General features: G+C 63.3%; 13 protein-coding genes. 10 read left to right on the top strand and 3 right to left on the bottom strand.

The features are described from left to right. The first annotated feature begins 158 nt into the window (after nucleotides 1-158). The 4 genes from ACR30Z_RS02245 to ACR30Z_RS02230 all read left to right on the top strand — a co-directional run bounded on the left by ACR30Z_RS02245 (nucleotide 159) and on the right by ACR30Z_RS02230 (nucleotide 8,086). On the top strand, nucleotides 159-2,264 hold the full coding sequence (locus tag ACR30Z_RS02245; protein WP_144648553.1) for an acyltransferase family protein: 2,106 nt from the start codon (nucleotides 159-161) through the stop codon (nucleotides 2,262-2,264). Then, nucleotides 2,261-4,342 carry an acyltransferase family protein gene (locus ACR30Z_RS02240; RefSeq protein ID WP_434371108.1) on the top strand — a complete coding sequence of 694 codons (2,082 nt, stop codon included), beginning with the start codon at nucleotides 2,261-2,263 and terminating at the stop codon, nucleotides 4,340-4,342. Before ACR30Z_RS02245 ends, ACR30Z_RS02240 begins: the two co-directional genes overlap by 4 nt. Nucleotides 4,343-4,585: 243 nt before the next feature. Beyond that, nucleotides 4,586-6,097: an IMP dehydrogenase gene (gene guaB, locus ACR30Z_RS02235; protein WP_144648551.1), complete on the top strand. Its 1,512-nt coding sequence runs from the start codon at nucleotides 4,586-4,588 to the stop codon at nucleotides 6,095-6,097. Nucleotides 6,098-6,187: 90 nt separating this feature from the next. After that, on the top strand, nucleotides 6,188-8,086 hold the full coding sequence (locus tag ACR30Z_RS02230) for an ABC transporter ATP-binding protein (protein ID WP_434371107.1): 1,899 nt from the start codon (nucleotides 6,188-6,190) through the stop codon (nucleotides 8,084-8,086). Here the strand turns inward: ACR30Z_RS02230 and ACR30Z_RS02225 are convergent. Genes ACR30Z_RS02225 through ACR30Z_RS02215 form a run of 3 tightly spaced genes read right to left on the bottom strand, consistent with a single transcriptional unit; the run spans nucleotide 8,083 to nucleotide 10,344 of the window. Further along, on the bottom strand, nucleotides 8,083-8,733 hold the full coding sequence (locus ACR30Z_RS02225; protein ID WP_434371106.1) for a hypothetical protein: 651 nt from the start codon (nucleotides 8,731-8,733) through the stop codon (nucleotides 8,083-8,085). The genes ACR30Z_RS02230 and ACR30Z_RS02225 overlap by 4 nt on opposite strands. Beyond that, nucleotides 8,730-9,368 (bottom strand): hypothetical protein, encoded by a 639-nt coding sequence (locus tag ACR30Z_RS02220; RefSeq protein ID WP_144648548.1) that lies wholly within the window; start codon nucleotides 9,366-9,368, stop codon nucleotides 8,730-8,732. Before ACR30Z_RS02220 ends, ACR30Z_RS02225 begins: the two co-directional genes overlap by 4 nt. A gap of 49 nt (nucleotides 9,369-9,417) precedes the next feature. Then, complete coding sequence (locus tag ACR30Z_RS02215) at nucleotides 9,418-10,344, bottom strand: WXG100 family type VII secretion target (RefSeq protein WP_434371105.1); 927 nt, start codon at nucleotides 10,342-10,344, stop codon at nucleotides 9,418-9,420. Between the two features lie 229 nt (nucleotides 10,345-10,573). Between ACR30Z_RS02215 and ACR30Z_RS02210 the strand changes: the two genes are divergently transcribed. From ACR30Z_RS02210 to guaA, 6 genes are all read left to right on the top strand, one after another. Continuing rightward, entirely contained in the window at nucleotides 10,574-11,707 is a 1,134-nt protein-coding gene (locus ACR30Z_RS02210) for a GuaB3 family IMP dehydrogenase-related protein (protein ID WP_144648545.1), read from the top strand. Between the two features lie 177 nt (nucleotides 11,708-11,884). Continuing rightward, the gene (locus tag ACR30Z_RS02205) at nucleotides 11,885-13,639 is read left to right on the top strand and encodes a glycerol-3-phosphate dehydrogenase/oxidase (protein ID WP_434371104.1); all 1,755 of its coding nucleotides are present in this window, start codon (nucleotides 11,885-11,887) and stop codon (nucleotides 13,637-13,639) included. Nucleotides 13,640-13,687: 48 nt separating this feature from the next. Continuing rightward, a complete protein-coding gene (locus ACR30Z_RS02200) occupies nucleotides 13,688-14,176 on the top strand; it encodes a PTS sugar transporter subunit IIA (protein WP_434371103.1) in 489 nt (162 codons plus the stop codon). A gap of 121 nt (nucleotides 14,177-14,297) precedes the next feature. Beyond that, a complete protein-coding gene (locus tag ACR30Z_RS02195) occupies nucleotides 14,298-15,164 on the top strand; it encodes an SURF1 family protein (protein ID WP_434371102.1) in 867 nt (288 codons plus the stop codon). Continuing rightward, on the top strand, nucleotides 15,161-15,661 hold the full coding sequence (locus ACR30Z_RS02190) for a DUF3817 domain-containing protein (RefSeq protein ID WP_434371101.1): 501 nt from the start codon (nucleotides 15,161-15,163) through the stop codon (nucleotides 15,659-15,661). The genes ACR30Z_RS02195 and ACR30Z_RS02190 overlap by 4 nt, the downstream gene beginning before the upstream one ends. 107 nt (nucleotides 15,662-15,768) lie before the next feature. Next, nucleotides 15,769-17,358: a glutamine-hydrolyzing GMP synthase gene (gene guaA, locus ACR30Z_RS02185; RefSeq protein ID WP_011775506.1), complete on the top strand. Its 1,590-nt coding sequence runs from the start codon at nucleotides 15,769-15,771 to the stop codon at nucleotides 17,356-17,358. The last annotated feature ends 152 nt before the right edge of the window (nucleotides 17,359-17,510 follow it).

The raw sequence follows: 17,510 nt of genomic DNA, 5'->3' as shown, positions 1-17,510 counted from the left end.
AGGCTTCAGCGTAGTTCCACCGGTGGACGTCAGGGCTTAACCAGCACAGGTCACGCACAGGTGCGGCTGGGAAAATCCATAGCTGGACCTGCGCTAATTGAGGGTCATACGGCGGCCGGAAAGGCCCTCCCGAATGGGTTCGGCCAGCCAAACCGCGTATGATTGATGCTTTGTGCCACAGCTTTGAGGAACTGCCTAACGTGACTACGCCGACGATCCCAGCCCCTGCCAATCGCGGTAGGCGAGCTTCCGGACCCGTTGCAAAGTCTAAGTTCCGTCCCGAAATACAAGGTCTTCGCTCCCTCGCCGTCCTCATGGTGGTGAGCTACCACATCTGGATCGGACGTGTCTCAGGGGGCGTGGACGTGTTCCTCCTGATCTCTGCGTTCCTTATGACGCTGCAGTTCACCGGACGCTACAAGCAGCGCCGCCCCATGGACCTGTTGCGGCACTGGCTGCATTTGTTCAGACGTCTGCTGCCCGCCGTCGTCGTGGTTCTGCTGGCAACACTCGCAGCTACCTTCGTGTTTCTTCCGCCCACCCGTTGGGTGGAAGTGGTGCACCAAGCCTGGGCTTCGCTGTTCTACTTCGAGAACTGGCTCCTCCAGGGGCTGGCAGTGGACTACTACGCGGCGGACCACAGCCTCGCGAGCCCACTGCAGCACTTCTGGTCGCTGTCCATCCAAGGCCAGGTCTTCATCATGTGGCCCGTCATTTTCGCCACCGTCGCGGTTCTGTGCCGCCGATTCGGCCTGCGGTACAGGGCAACGCTGGCGTACGTCTTCGCGATGATCTTCGTCCTCTCGCTCACCTACTCCGTCATTTTCACCGCCACAAACCAGGCCGTGGCCTACTTCGATACCTTTGCGCGGCTGTGGGAGTTTGCCCTGGGCACCTTGCTGGCACTGGTTCTCCCCGGGCTGAACTTCGCCAAGCCCGTCCGCGTGGTGATGGGCTGGATCGGCGTGCTGGCGATGCTCAGTTGCGGTGTCCTGCTGCAGGTCCAGACCGCTTTCCCGGGGTTCGTCGCGCTATGGCCCACCCTGGCGGCCGTGGCGGTTATTGCCGCAGGCCAGACGGGGAGCCGGTTCGGGGTAGACCGGATCCTCAGTTCCAAGTTCCTGGTCCGGCTGGGCGACAACTCCTATGCCCTCTACCTTTGGCATTGGCCCATCCTGGTGATCGCACTGGCGTGGAGCGGCAAGGACCACGCGGGGTGGCTTTCGGGGACCGTCATCATTGCCTTGGCACTCACGCTGGCCTTCCTCACCACCAAGTACGTGGAAAAGCCGTTCCGGGAATGGAAGTGGCCTGAGGTCAAGCGTCGCCGCTCAGCCATCGCCATCGCAGCGTGCCTCGCCGTAGCGTGCTCGCCGCTCCTGGGGTTCCAGTACAAGCAGGATCTCGACCTCAAAGCCGCGCAGGCACAGGCTTTCAACGACAACCCAGGAGCCCACGCACTCCTGCCCGGCTACGTGGACCTGGTCAGCGACGGCGCCAAGACGCTGCCCACAGCGGAGCAACTGCCCGAGGACTGGGCAACCTTGGCGGGCCCGTGCGAGGGTGAGTCCCGGCCGGACGAAAAGATGCTGCAGGACAAATGCCAGCAGAACGGCGTGGGGGATGACGCTGTCAAGGAAATCCTGGTGTTGGGCGATTCCCACTCCCAGCAATGGCTTGCCGCGCTGGGTCCCCTCGCTGAAGCCGAGCACTGGAAGGTGACGGCCCTGTTGCTGGGCGGATGCCACTTCATGCCCGACAATCCGGATGCAGAACCGGAGTGCAACGACTTCAACGCCGCAGCGTTCAAGTACGCGGCCGCCCACGCGCCGGACGCCGTGTTCATGGTGGGAACCATGGCATCGCCGTCGTCCTCGGATGAGCAGTTGGTGTACGGCTTTGAGCAGACCGTGACCAACTTCAACGACCTTGGCATCGGGGTGGTCGCCATTCGCGACAACCCCCGGTACGACTACAACGTCACCGAATGTGCGTTGGCCAAGGGCGTGGACAGCGCCGACTGCAAGTCCGACCAACCCGATGTCATTGCGGCAGAGAATCCCTTGATGGCGGTGCAAGGCATGTTTGGCAACGCCGCTTTCCTGGATATGACGGACCTTCTTTGCGATGGCGTCACGTGCCCCAGCGTGGTGGGAAACGTCTTCGTCTACCTGGACGACAACCACTTGTCCAAGACGTACGTCACCAGCATGAGCGAAATGTTTGAGGAAAGGTGGTTTGCCGCGACCGGGTGGCAACGATGATGGATATACGCGCAAGGGAGGCCGCTCCGGCGGCCAAAGAACGCACGACGACGAAACCCGGCTTCCGTCCGGAGGTCCAGGGACTGCGCGCCCTGGCGGTGCTCATGGTCGCGGCCTATCACATCTGGCTCGGCCGGGTGTCCGGCGGCGTGGACGTGTTCCTGCTGATCTCCGCGTTCCTGCTGACGTTGTCGTTCACCCGCAAGCTGGAGAACCGCAAACCGTTGCGCCTCCTGCAGCACTGGCTTCACGTGTTCAAGCGCTTGCTGCCCGCAGTGGTTGTGGTGCTCCTGGCGATCCTGGCCGGCACGTGGGCGCTCATCCCGCAAAGCCGATGGCCCGATGTCCTGACAGAGGCCTGGGCTTCCCTCACCTACCGTCAGAACTGGCAGCTTGCCGCTTTCGCCGTCGACTACTATGCCCAGCAGCATGTGGACGCCAGCCCCCTGCAACATTTCTGGTCGTTGTCTGTGCAAGGCCAGGTGTTCATCCTGTGGCCGCTGATCTTCGCCGGTGTCGCCCTGCTGCAGCCTCGACTGGCCACATGGTTTCCGCAGCGCAAAGCTGTGGGTCACAGGCAGTTGTTGTTCGTAGCCTTTGGCGCGGTGTTCGTCGCTTCGCTCGTGTTCAGCATCGAACAGACATACAGCAACCAGGCATACGCCTACTTCGACACGCGTGCCCGGTTGTGGGAGTTCGCCCTGGGATCCCTGCTTGCCTTGGCTCTTCCCTACCTGAAGCCAGGACGCCGGCTCCGTGTTGTGCTGGGGTGGGCAGGCATCGCGGCAATGCTTGCGTGCGGGCTGCTGCTCACCGTGGACCGCTCCTTCCCTGGCTTCGTGGCCCTGTGGCCCACCCTTGCCGCCGCGTGCGTGATCGTAGCCGGGCAAAGTGGCAGCCGGTGGGGTGTCGACCGGATCCTCAGTTCCCGTCCGTTGGTGGGCGTGGGAGGCATCTCCTACGCCCTTTACTTGTGGCACTGGCCGATTCTTGTCTTTTTCCTCCTCGCCACCGATACCGGCACGCCCGGAATCGTTGAAGGCCTCGGCATCATGGCGGCAGCAACGGTGCTCGCAATGGTCACCACCAGGTGTGTGGAAGAACCCATGCGGCGCTGGAAGTGGCCGGACGTGCGGTCCTGGCGTGCCGCCGTCGTGATTGCTGCCTGCGGTGCCCTGCTGGCGCTTCCGGTCACCGCGTGGCAGGGAGCCATCACCGCGGAGGCCACGGCGATCGCCGCCCAGCCCCACGAACTGACCCCGGGCGCGGCCGCGTTGTCCCCTGAATATGTAGGGCAGCCGAGCGAGGAGGCGCGGATCATCCCGGCGCCGGCAGCCATGAAGGACGAATGGGCGAACGTCGACGGTGCTTGCACGGGTGACCATGTCCCCAGCGACCCGGTGCTGGAGGGATGCCTCCAGAATGAGGAACCCGAGGTAGTCACCAAGAGAATCGTCGTGTTGGGTGATTCGCACTCCCAGCAGTACATGGCCGCCCTCGGCCCGATAGCCAAGCAGCACGGCTGGGAAGTGGTGACCTTGCTGAAGGGCGGTTGCCGGTTTGGTGCCCAATCGGAGGAACGACCCGATTTCTGCAACGAGTTCAACAAAGCAAGTTCTGCCTACGTCCTTGAGCACAAGCCGGACGCCGTGTTTACGGTGGCATCGCTGACGCACGTCGACGCGCCGTTCGAAACCGAAGTGCCCGGCTACCTCGAAGGCATCAAGCCGTTCACGGATCTTGGCATCGAGGTAGTGGGGGTGCGGGACAATCCGCGCTTCAGCTTCAACATGCCCGAGTGCGTCCAGAAGAAGGGCAAGGATTCGCCCGACTGCAACGTTCCCCTGGAGCAATCCTTGGCGGACGCGTCACCCTTGGATGACTACGTCGGCAAGGTGGATGGGCTTCACTTGATGGACATGAGCGACTTCATCTGCGAGCAAGGGACCTGTCCGGCAGTCGTGGGCAACGTCTATGTCTATAAGGATGACAACCACCTCAGTAAGACCTACGTGCAGAGCATGATCCCGATGTTCGAGGAACGGCTGCTGGCCGCCACAGGCTGGTCAAGCAGCTAGCGTCCCTTGGCGGAGCGGTTCCCAAACGTACGACGGCGGCATGCCGGCAGTGCTGTTGCTCACACTCATACGTCGCGGAATATGGCGATCGGCGCGGAGGTTCTACTATTTATTCAATACCGGCAGCATGTTTTCTGCCTCGCAGTACCCTATGCACAGGCCAGTCCCGTAATGACGGGCTGGTCATCAGTTGCAACCCCTACCAGTTAAGCCCCCAAGAACCCAGGTAAGAGGCGCACACTCATGACCCAGCCCGAACACAATCCGTTTGGCTTCATTGGCCTGACGTACGACGACGTCCTGCTGCTTCCCGGACACACCGACGTCATTCCGTCCGAGGCCGACACCTCATCCCGCATTTCCAAGCGCATCAGCGTGCAGACCCCGCTGCTCTCCGCCGCCATGGACACCGTGACCGAGTCCCGCATGGCCATTGCGATGGCCCGCCAGGGTGGCTTGGGCGTGGTTCACCGCAACCTGTCCATCGACGATCAGGCCGAGCACGTGGATCGCGTCAAGCGTAGCGAATCCGGCATGATCACCAACCCGCTCACCATCGGGCCGGAAGCCACCCTGCAGGAGCTGGACGAGCTCTGCTCCCGTTACCGTGTTTCCGGCTTGCCCGTGGTGGACACCGACGGCCGCCTGTTGGGCATCGTCACCAACCGCGACACCCGGTTCATTCCGGAGTCCGACTTCCCGTTCCGCAGTGTCAGCGACACCATGACCAAGATGCCCCTCATCACCGGGCATGTAGGCATCAGCCGCGACGAAGCCTCGCACAAGCTGGCAACCAACAAGATCGAGAAGCTTCCCCTTGTTGACGAGCAGGGCCGTCTGAAGGGCCTCATCACCACCAAGGACTTCACCAAGGCCGAGCAGTACCCGCTGGCTACCAAGGATGATGAAGGCCGCCTGCGTGTTGGCGCTGCCATTGGCTTCTTCGGCGACGGTTGGGAACGCGCCATGAAGCTTATCGACGCCGGCGTGGACGCCCTGTTCGTGGACACCGCCAACGGCCACTCCCAGGGCGTTCTGGACATGATCCGTCGCCTCAAGTCGGATCCGATTGCCGCCCACGTCGACGTCATCGGTGGCCAGGCGGCAACCCGTGAAGGCGCCCAGGCACTGATCGACGCCGGAGCCGATGGCATCAAGGTGGGCGTTGGCCCCGGCTCCATCTGCACCACCCGCGTTGTGGCCGGTGTTGGCGTTCCGCAGATCACCGCCATCTACGAATCCGCGAAGGCTGCCATCCCGGCCGGAGTTCCGCTGATCGCCGACGGCGGCCTCCAGTACTCCGGCGACATCGGCAAGGCCCTGGTTGCCGGCGCCGACACCGTGATGCTCGGCTCGCTCCTGGCTGGCTGTGAGGAGTCTCCGGGCGACCTCATCTTCGTCAACGGCAAGCAGTTCAAGAGCTACCGCGGCATGGGTTCCCTCGGTGCCATGCAGTCCCGTGGCAAGAACACGTCCTACTCGAAGGACCGCTACTTCCAGGCCGACGTCTCCGGCGATGACAAGCTCATCCCCGAAGGCATCGAAGGCCGGGTGGCCTTCCGGGGCCCGCTGGCTTCGGTGGCCTACCAGTTGGTCGGTGGCCTCCGCCAGACCATGTTCTACACCGGTGCCCCCACCATCCCGGAGCTGAAGGCGCGCGGCAAGTTCGTCCGCATTACTCCGGCCGGTTTGAAGGAATCGCACCCGCACGACATCCAGATGACGGTGGAAGCGCCCAACTACGGCTCCCGCTGATATCCAAGCTGTTCCCCGTGGAAGCATCCGCGGGGAACAGCTGTTTAAGGAGGCGGCAATAATGTCGGTCCACAAGCATAGGCTGGGGTCATGTCTGAAAAGCCCGCGCAACCGCGGCACCCGGAGTCGGTCCGACTGAACTCAGTCCAACCGGTCAAGACGCCGCCCCGCAAGCTGGCGCTGCGGCCCTATGCACGCGCCGTCGGGCAGGTCCTGAAAGTCAGCTTCAAAGCCTCGCCCGTTGCCGTGCTCATGAAGGTGGCCGGCTCGCTGATCTCCGCCACCCTGCCGCTGGTCACCACCTACTTTGCCGCGCTGACCACTACCGCGTTGGCCGCCGGTTACGCAGGAGACCCCGACGCCGGCCCCCGGGCCATTCTGTACGTCATCATCACGGCGGCGCTTGGGCTGTTCTGGGGCGCCTTCAGCAGCGTGGACCGCTACATACAGCAGCTCATGAGCTTCAAGGTCGGCGCAATCGTGGGCGACATGATGTACCAGCGTTTCCTGGCGCTGGAGTTCTGGCGCTATGACGACAAAGAAACGGTGGACCTCTACGACCGCGCCAAGCGGTTCTCCGATTCCTATGCCAGGGTCCTGGACCGAATTGCCGCCATTTTCACGCAGCTTGTTTCCGTGATCCTCGCCATTGGGGCGTTGCTGCTGGTCAGCTGGTGGATCGCCGTGATTGTGCTGGTGGCGATCGTGCCCAGTGTCTACCTGCAGTTCAAACTTTCGCGCGAGCAGATCGCACACTGGAACACACAGGTTGATTCCCGGCGGCAGCGCCGGATGATCGAACAGAACCTGCTACGGCCCCAGCACATTGCCGAGATGCGGCTCTACGGGATCGTTGGGTACCTCATGGACCTGCGGTCCCGTTTGCGGGACGCTGATGAGCGCCGGCGGCTGGACTTCCAAAAACGGTACATCCCCAAGCAACTGGCAGCTGATTCCCTGCAGTACGGTGCCGAAGTCGTCTCGCTGGTATGGGTTGTTGGGCAGATCATCGCCAGGGCCCAGTCTGTGGGGCAATTCCTGTATGTGCAGCAGATCGTGAGCCGTGCGTTGTCCACAGCAAACAGCCTGGTGTCCTCCCTGAGCTCCATTGACGAGGATCTTGCGAACCTCAAGGACTATGAGCTCTTCATGGCCCTGCCGGTTCCCAGTGGCAAAGAACAGCCCCTGCCGTCGTCTCCTTCCACCGTGGAACTCCGCGACATCCGCTTCAGCTATACGGGAAGCGACATCGAGGTCATCAAGGGCATTTCCATGACTATCAAGGCCGGCCAGCACATCGCGATCGTCGGCGAGAATGGCGCAGGAAAGTCCACCTTGATCCGGATTCTGGCGGGACTGTACCGGCCTGATTCAGGCCAAGTACTGCTCGACGGCGCGGACCTCGCCGGGATCGATGTCACCAGTTGGCACAGGCACCTCGCCGTCCTGAGCCAGGAATTCCTGAAATACGAGTTCGCCACCGCGGCGGAGAACATCTACCTCGGGGATGTGGACCAGCCCCGGGACGATCACCGCATTCGGCGGGCAGCCTCCGACGCCGAGGCCATGGAATTCATCAACAAACTGCCCAACGGCCTGGAGAACCATGTCAGCAACTGGATGGAAGATCCCCGGGGACGCAAGGGGAGCGGGCTTTCAGGCGGGCAGTGGCAACGGCTGGCCATGGCGCGCAACTTCTACCGGGATGCCTCGTTCATGGTCATGGACGAGCCCACCTCCGCCATCGACGCCTTGGCGGAGCACCGCATTTTCACGCGTCTCTTCGCTGACCGGAGCAGCACCATCATCGCCATCAGCCACCGCCTTGCCACCATTGAGAAAGCGGACATCGTGTACATGCTGGAGGACGGGCGCATCGCCGAGCAAGGTACCCACCGGGAACTCGTGGCCCTGCGTGGTCGGTACTTCCGGATGTTCGAATCCCAGCTTTCAGTGGACGAGACCAGCCGGAAAAGTCCTGAGGCCTAGAGCGGACCGTACCCGGCATCACCGTAGGGATCGCGCCAAGTGGCAAGGTCCTGTTCCAGAAGCGCCCTGAAGTGAGGGTCATTGGCAGCCTTGCGACGAAGTGATTCCCGCGAACGGCCAAGGATGGTGGCCGGGATGATGATCGCGGCCACGAGGAGGCAGATGAGGAACGCAAGCACCGTGGCCAGCGTTAGCAGGACTTCGGGGTCTTGCCAGGTGGATGGTTTAGCCGTGAAGGCGAACACGCCGATGAAGACGATCAGGATGAACCCAACGAAGGACAGCGCCCCTCGCAGGCTCCCGGGCCCACGATTGACCAGCGCTCGGCTTGTTTTAGGCAACCGGTCCCGCACCCGAGCATAGAAAACGCCGCAGAACACAGCAATTGCAGCTCCGGGAAGGCCGAGGGCGGGAAGGGGCGCGAACGTGCCAAGCCGAACGGAGAGGACAGCGCCTAAGAGGACGAGGAACGCTCCGAGTCCGGTTCCGGCCGCCCAAGCGCCCATGTAGGCGCCACGCGCGCCGGCGATTTCACGCAGGCGGGAACGCGCACTCGCCGGAGTGATGGCGGCGAGCTCCGGGGACAGCCAATAGTCCAGGGGGCGGTCGGAGTGGAAAAGTGGAGAGGGGCCTGTCTGGTAGCTCACCCGGGGTACTGCTCCAGACCTGCGCGGATACGGGCATCGAGCTGCTCACGCTCGAGGGCTGACGACTCGAGATTTTCGCCCTCGCCTGCAGCGATCGAAAGGGAACCGTCGGCCTCCGCCTTGACGTGTACTGCGCGGGACGTTCCGTCCTTGAAATGGCGGCGGGTCGTGGCGGCCGCGGGGAATCCGTCCGGCGCCTGGTTCAGATAGTAGTCGGCCATCTGCACGGCCGTGGTGACCATGCCCTCGGAGCCCGTAATGGGGTGCAGTTCGTGAACGCCGTACTTACTCAGGTTGAGCAGCAGTGCACCCTGTTCTGCGCCGAACATGAAGGAGACATGTTCCGAGGCAGGGGTGACGAGGGCTGATTCCAGCCATGACGTGGAGTCCGCAAGGACAGCCGTAACCGTTGCAGCAGGCCCGACCGGCAGGAGTGCGTCGTTTTCGATCTTCATCAGCCCACGCTCCAGCAACGTGGAGACACCGGCTTGTTCCAGCGGCGCCCCTGCGGCGTGGTCGAGGCGGAACAGCGTCTGGCACCTCAGGGCGCCGTCGGTTCCAGCCAGCGCGATGAGAGCAATGAGCTCATGTTCGGTGATGAGCAATGCCTGGTTTTCTTCGGTCTGAGTGGTCATTTCTGCCTTTTCTCGATCGGTTCTGTGTCCAGTCTAGGAAGTCGCGCGATCATGTGAGCCATCCCCAGACCTTCTTCGCGCCGTCGGCCACTGCCCCGGCAGCGTCCTGGGCGCCTTCCCAGACATGCTGGGCGCCATCAGCGATCATGGAGGAAGCGGAGTCGTAGCCCATGTTGGTGGCCAGGAGGCCCAGACCGCCCCACGCGATGCCGGCAACGGCGCAGGCAGGGCCAATCACCGGGATAAAGCTGCCCACAGCCAAGGCAGCGGAGATGCCGCCGTCCACTGCAACTCCGGGATGTCCTGTCTGGATGCCTTGGTAGACCTGGAAGCCACCGGTCACAATTCCCAGTGCTCCCGAGAGGCGGCCAAGCATCGAACTGCCGTTGAGCAGCTGGGTGCCCTTGACATAGCCGGCGCCGGCGGCCTGACCGTACTGGGCACTCAGCCAAGGCCACTTTGTCAGCTCCGTCACCAAGCCGCCTCGTGCCATCTGGGCCAGGATGGAGTCCGCCACCACGCCGTTCGCGGTTACCAGGGCGTTTCCGGCCCACCATCCCTGGCTTCCGGTGACGCCGAGAAGGCCTTCCAAGCCAGTGGTTGGACCGACGTGGTTTCCATTGCCACCGGGAACCTGTGGGGCGTTGGGTCCGCCCGGCCCGCCTGACCCGCCTGGTCCGCCTGACCCGCCTCCGAGGGGGCCACCTTGGGCACTTGCCTTCTGCTGTTCGTCGGCCTGGGTGCGGAGCACCGTGGCCGCGTCATCCAGGGAACGGGATGCCTTGTGCAACATGGGCCGCAGCGTGCTGCTCCATTCGCGGCGGAAGCGCTCTCCGTCGGTTCCTTTCCACGCCACGCTGGAGATCAGGCTGTTGACCTGAAGTTCCTGGTTCTGGAGTCGGCTCCCGGCCTGTCCCATTTGTTTGGACAACGAGCGGAGCTGTTCAATGTCGGCTCCGTAGAATCCGGGCGCCATGGTTCCCCCTTGCATGGTGTGGTGTATTTCCGCAGGCTATCGGATATGTCCAGGATGCTGCCATGGGCACCTCTGCCCATGTGAACACTGCCCGGCACCCGCGGCAGCAGCCAGCGGGCCCGGAACCGGCACCGGCCAAGTCTCGTTCAATGCCTTCTTAGCCCATTGTGAAGTGCCCACGCCATTTGCCGAATCGGGGTTCCGGGAGGGGTCCAGTAAAGTAAGAGCCGTGACTTATGAGATTGAGATTGGCCGTGGCAAGCGTGGGCGTCGTGCCTACTCCCTGGACGACATTGCGATCGTCCCCAACCGCCGGACCCGCGATCCCAAGGACGTCTCCGTCTCCTGGCAGATCGACGCCTACAAGTTCGACATTCCGGTGATCGCAGCGCCCATGGATTCGGCCATGTCGCCGGAAACCGCCATTGCCTTGGGTCGCTTGGGCGGCCTCGGTGTCCTGGACCTTGAAGGCTTGTGGACCCGCTACGAAGATCCCCAGTCCGTGCTGGATGAGATATCGGCGCTCGCCGGCGAAACCGCGAGCCCCGCCGTTACCCGGCGCATGCAGGATCTCTACCAGGCACCCATCCAGCCCGAACTCATTACCAGCCGCCTTGCCGAGATCCGCGCCTCCGGAGTGACAGTGGCAGGCTCCCTGACGCCGCAGCGCACCCAGGAGCACTACAAGACGGTCCTGGCGGCCGGTGTGGACATCTTCGTCATCCGTGGCACCACTGTCTCCGCCGAGCACGTCTCCAAGAACCACGAGCCGTTGAACCTGAAGCAGTTCATCTACGAACTCGACGTTCCCGTGATCGTCGGCGGTGCCGCCGGATACACCCCGGCGCTGCACCTCATGCGCACCGGCGCGGCCGGCGTCTTGGTCGGCTTCGGCGGCGGTGCCACCACCACCACGCGCCGCGCATTGGGCATCCACTCGCCGATGGCTTCGGCCATCAGCGATGTCGCCGCCGCCCGCCGGGACTACCTTGATGAGTCCGGCGGCCGCTACGTGCATGTCATTGCCGACGGCGGTATGGGCGCCTCGGGCGATATCGTCAAGGCAGTTGCCATGGGCGCCGACGCCGTCATGCTGGGCAGCGCACTGGCGCGGGCCGAAGAAGCCCCCGGCAAGGGCTGGCACTGGGGCCAGGAAGCCCATCACCTTGAACTCCCGCGCGGCGACAGGGTCAACGTCGGAACTGTAGGCCCGCTGGAAGAAGTTCTGTTCGGACCGGGGCACCACACCAATGGCACCTCCAACCTCATTGGCGCCCTGCGTCGCTCGATGGCGACCACCGGCTATTCGGACCTGAAGGAGTTCCAGCGGGTCGACGTCGTCGTCTCGCCGTACCTCGGCTAAGCCTTCATAAGGAGGGCCCCGGGAGCAGACCACGGTTTGCTCTCGGGGCCCTTTTTCGGATTTCGACCGGGACGCGTCAGCTCGGCAGCCCTGCCGTCAGTTTGGCAGCCCTGCCCAAGGCGACGAGCAGCAAGTAGGGTAGGGGACTACCAGCTGTTGCGTTTGAGGAGGGGTCCGATGAGCAATGTCGCAGGCGGTCCGCAGGTGAGTTCCCCGGGAGCACTGAGCCCGGAATCCCGTGCCGCATCGATCGAAGTCCTGAAAGCTACCGCCGAGGCCGGCAAGGAGCTCGACATCCTGATTGTCGGGGGCGGGGTGGTGGGAGCCGGTGCTGCACTGGATGCGGTGACCCGAGGCCTGACTGTGGGCATCGTCGAGGCGAGGGACTGGGCCTCCGGCACATCCTCCCGCTCGTCCAAGCTCATCCATGGCGGACTTCGGTACCTCGAGATGCTCGATTTCGGTCTGGTCCAGGAAGCCCTGCAGGAACGCGGGCTGTTGATCCAACAGATCGCACCGCACCTGGTACGCCCTGTGCCGTTCCTGTATCCACTGACCCGCCGCTTCTGGGAGCGCCCCTACGTTGGGGCGGGCATCATGCTCTACGACACCCTGGGTCTGACGTCCGGACACAGCCGCGGCGTCCCCATGCACAAGCATCTCTTCCGGCGCGGAACCCTGCGGGCGGCTCCCAGCCTCAAAGATGATGCCTTCGTCGGATCCATCCGCTACTACGATGCGCAGGTGGATGACGCGCGCTTGGTGGTCAACCTGGTCAGGACTGCCGCGCACTACGGTGCGTATGCCGCCAATCGGGTGCGCGTGGTGGACTTCCTTCGTGAGGGTGAACGCGTCGTCGGGGCCAAGGTGGAGAACCAGGAAGACGGCAGTGTCTTCGAAATCCGGGCCAAGCAAGTGGTCAACGCCACCGGTGTGTGGACTGATGAAACGCAGGCCATGGTGACTGACCGTGGCCAGCTCAAGGTCCGTGCGTCGAAGGGAATCCACTTGGTGGTGCCGCGGGACCGCTTCCAGTCCACGGTGGGCCTCATCCTCCGTACCGAGAAATCCGTGCTCTTCGTCATCCCTTGGGGCCGCCACTGGATCATCGGTACCACCGATACCGACTGGACGCTGGATAAGGCTCATCCGGCCGCTTCCAGCAAGGACATCGACTACGTACTGGAGCACGTCAACAAAGTCCTCAAGCGTCCTTTGACCCGTGAGGACGTCGAAGGCGTCTACGCAGGTCTCCGCCCGCTCCTGGCAGGTGACAACGATTCCACCGCCAAACTGTCCCGTGAACACGTCGTGGCGCACCCCGTGCCCGGGCTGGTAGTGGTTGCGGGCGGCAAATACACCACCTACCGGGTTATGGCGAAAGACGCCGTGGACGAGGCAACGCGGGCCATGGACGAACGCGTTCCGTCGAGCTGCACGGACACTATTCCGCTGCTCGGTGCCGAGGGATTCAAAGCGGCCTGGAACCGGAGGGGCCGGTCGGCAGAACAAGCCGGGGTGCACGTGGCGCGCGTGGAGCACCTGCTCAACCGCTTCGGATCCATGACACCGGAGGTCCTGGAGATCATCTCCGGCCGGCCGGAATTGGGGGAACCCCTTCCCGGTGCCGATGACTACCTCGCCGCAGAAGTTGTCTACGCGACAACCCATGAGGGCGCCCGTCACGTGGACGACGTTTTGACCCGTCGCACCCGAATCTCCATCGAAGCGTGGGACCGGGGTGTGTCTGCCGCGCCCGTAGTAGCTAAGCTGATGGGAGAAATCCTTGGCTGGAGCGAGACTCAGCGAGAAAGCGAAATCAAGCACTACCTTGCGCGCGTGGAAGCTGAACGACTCAGTCAGCAGCAACCCGATGACGAATCGGCCGATGCTGCGCGCATGGGAGTGGATGACATCGTCCCCCTTCGCTGACCAGCACATGGAACTGAGGCCGGGAGGCCACACTGGAGGGAACACGACTTGGCTGAACCACTTGACCGGTATGACGCGGAACTGACAACCCCGGATACTGTCATCCTCGAGCTTGTCGCCAAGGACAAGATCGACGCAGCTGCCCAGCTGGCCCACAAGCTGCACGATGCCGGCAGGATCTCGAATCTTGAGGGCTTCCTTGAGCAGGTTCATTCGCGGGAGCATCAGCTCGCGACGGGACTGCCTGGCGGCATCGGCCTGCCCCACGCGCGCAGCGAATTCGTGGACAGGATCTCCATCGCCGTGGGTGTGACCAAGTTCGGACACGCCCTGGATTTCGGTGCCACCGACGGACCGGCGACTCTCATCCTCCTCATCGCCACGTCAGCCAGTTCCTTCTCCGATCACCTCGAGGTCCTGGCCACCTTGGCGCGTTCCCTGTCGAAGGAGTCATTCCGCGAATCCCTGCGGCGGGCTCACGATCCCGAAGTGATCTCCGAGCTCATCAACTCCAGCCTGGTGTTCTTCGACCATTAGAAGAGTGGGGCAGGCCCTTCGCGTCGACTCCGCCGCCACCCAGGGACCCTGCCGGCCCCACTCCAGGCTGGCCCCAGCCCTCGTTTCGTTGTTCTACAGCCGGACGAAGTACGGTTAAGGGGTGTTGAAAACCGCGTTGAAACCCCGCTGGATCGCAGGACTGGTCTTTGCGCTTCTGTTGTCCGGGGTGTTTGTGCTGCTCAGCCAATGGCAGCTCAGCCGGTCTGCCCAGCACGAGCCTCCCGCACCGTCCAGCATCGAAGAAGTGAAACCGCTGGTGGATGTCCTCCAGCCGGGCCAGTTCTTCCCGGGCTCCGTCTCTGACCAGATGGTCAGTGCGACCGGAAGCTACGACCCCGGCAAGCAGGTGCTGGTTGAAGGCCGCCTGTACAACAACCAAAAGGGATTCTGGATCGTCTCCGCCTTCGCCGTTAATGACGCCCCCGCGTTGAGCGGCGTTGCTGCGTCTCCGCAGACATGGATCCCTGTTGCCCGCGGCTGGGTGGCTGATGCCGCCCAAGCCGGCCCACCGCCGTCGGGCACCGTGACGTTGACCGGTCGCCTCATCCCGTCTGAAGCGCCAACGCCAAACGTCGACGCCGGTCCAGGCCGCGCGTCTGCGGTGTCGGCCGCGGAGCTCATCAACAAATGGGAAGTCTCCAGCTACCCGGGCTTCATCGCCGCGACGTCGGAAGTGGCCGGCGGCGTACCCATACCCCTCGGCGACAACGTCAAGGCCCTCAACATTCCGCCGCAGCCCCCTGCCGAGCAGGTCAACTGGCTGAACCTCTTCTACGCGGTGGAATGGGTGGTCTTCGCAGGCTTCTCCATCTTCATCTGGTGGCGACTGGTCAAGGACGACTACCGGCGAGATCTCGAAGAGGACGAAGACGACGACGAGTACGGCGACTTCGACGACGAGCCGGACACCGCTGAGGCAAGCCAAGAACCTACAACCCCAGAGCCAGAACAAAAGGTGCAGCAATGATTGAGCCCAAACCGGCCATCCAGCCCGAGCAATCAGGACCCAAGCCCAAGAAGCGGCGGTTCGGCGGAACGGAAGCACAGATCCGTTCGGCATTGAAGTTCTACAAAGTCATGGCCTACCTCACCGGTGCAATGCTTCTCCTGCTGTGCGCCGAACTGATCGCCCGCTACATTTTTGGTGTTTCGCTCTTCGCGGGTGGCACGAACGCGGCTACCGGCCAGCCGTTCGGCTTCGGCTTTGCAGAGTCCGAGCCCAAGGGCGTCATTGGCGGATTCAACATTTCCACTTCGGTGCTGATCGTGCACGGTTGGATGTACGTGGTGTACCTCGTGTCCAACTTCCGCTTGTGGTCGCTGATGCGGTGGCCGTTCTCCAAGATGATCCTCCTGGCATTGGGCGGCGTGATCCCGCTCCTGTCCTTCATTGTGGAGAAAAAGTTCCATGCACAGGTGGAAGCAGAGCTCGCAGCCAACCCGCAGGCGTCCAAGCGCTACTAGGGCATGCGGGCGTTCCAATGTGAGATGCCTAACTGCGGGGGCTGTTTTGGCCCTTGGGCCACCCCGTCAACGTGCACCGGGGTGGCCCGGCAAAGTAGTCTTGTTTGGTGACTACTCCCACCGCACCCCAGACTTCCCAGAAGCCGGTGCTGGTTGTTGACTACGGTGCCCAGTACGCGCAGCTGATTGCCCGCCGCGTCCGCGAAGCGAATGTGTATTCGGAAATTGTTCCGCATACCTTCACCACCGAGCAGCTTCTGGCCAAGAACCCGGCAGCCATCATCCTCTCCGGTGGCCCCTCGAGCGTTTACGCCGAGGGAGCCCCGAGCGTCGGCGCTGACCTTTTCGAAGCCGGAGTGCCGGTCTTCGGTATCTGCTACGGCTTCCAGGCCATGGCCAACGCCCTGGGCGGCAAGGTGGCCCAGACGGGTCTCCGGGAGTACGGCGCCACCGAAGCACTCGTCGTAGGCGATGCCCGCTCCATCCTGGACGGCGTCCCTTCATCCCAGAACACCTGGATGAGCCACGGCGACTCCGTCCACGAGGCCCCTGAGGGCTTCGAAGTCCTGGCCTCGACGGCCGGCGCACCGGTGGCCGCCTTCGCCAACGACGAGAAGCGACTTTACGGCGTGCAGTGGCACCCCGAGGTCAAGCACTCCGTCCACGGCCAGCACGTCCTGGAGAACTTCCTGTTCAAGGGTGCGGGCCTGAGCCCCAACTGGACCACGGGCAACATCCTCGAAGAGCAGGTGGATCGTATCCGCCAGCAGATCGGCGATTCCAAGGTCATCTGTGGCCTGTCCGGCGGCGTCGACTCCGCTGTCGCAGCTGCACTTGTCCAGCGGGCCGTGGGGGACCAGCTGACCTGTGTGTTTGTGGACCACGGACTCCTGCGTGAAGGCGAAGCCGAGCAGGTCGAACGCGACTTCGTGGCAGCCACGGGCGTCAACCTGTATGTTGCCAACGAGCAGGAGCGCTTCCAGTCTGCGCTTGCCGGTGTCAGCGATCCCGAAACCAAGCGCAAGATCATTGGTCGCGAATTCATTCGTGCCTTCGAGGAAGCGGAGCGGGCCATCATCGCCCAGGCCGCTGCCGAAGGCGAGAAGATCAAGTTCCTGGTCCAAGGCACGCTGTACCCGGATGTTGTCGAATCCGGTGGGGGCGAAGGCGCTGCCAACATCAAGAGCCACCACAACGTGGGTGGGCTCCCGGAGGATCTGCAGTTCGAACTCGTCGAGCCGCTGCGTGCCCTGTTCAAGGACGAGGTGCGTGCCGTTGGTGCCCAGCTCGGGCTGCCACAGGAAATCGTCGGCCGCCAGCCGTTCCCGGGTCCCGGCTTGGGAATCCGGATCGTCGGTGAAGTGACCAAGGAACGTTTGGACCTGCTGCGCAAGGCTGACGCCATTGCCAGGGCGGAACTGACCGCCGCAGGCCTGGACAACGACGTCTGGCAGATGCCGGTGGTCCTCTTGGCCGATGTCCGCAGCGTTGGTGTCCAAGGCGACGGCCGTACGTATGGCCACCCGATCGTGTTGCGTCCGGTGTCTTCCGAGGACGCCATGACGGCTGACTGGTCGCGGTTGCCGTATGACCTCTTGGCCCGGATCTCCAACCGCATCACCAATGAGGTGGACGGCGTAAACCGCGTGGTGCTGGATGTCACCAGCAAGCCACCGGGAACCATCGAGTGGGAATAGCATTGTGAGTGGCCGGCTTCCTTCGGGAGGCCGGCCACTGTGCTTGAATCGGGAGTGCCGATGACCCGCGAATCGGCAGGCACCTGTGAAATGACGGCGAATTTCGCGTCGGAACAGCGTTGCGGAGCGGGCTGACCGGGTATTCCCGCTAC

Source organism: Paenarthrobacter sp. FR1 (assembly GCF_051106045.1).
Classification (GTDB): Bacteria; Actinomycetota; Actinomycetes; order Actinomycetales; family Micrococcaceae; genus Arthrobacter; species Arthrobacter nitroguajacolicus_A.
The sequence above is the reverse complement of the archived record's forward strand: the minus strand, read 5'-3'. Positions and strand labels throughout refer to the sequence as shown.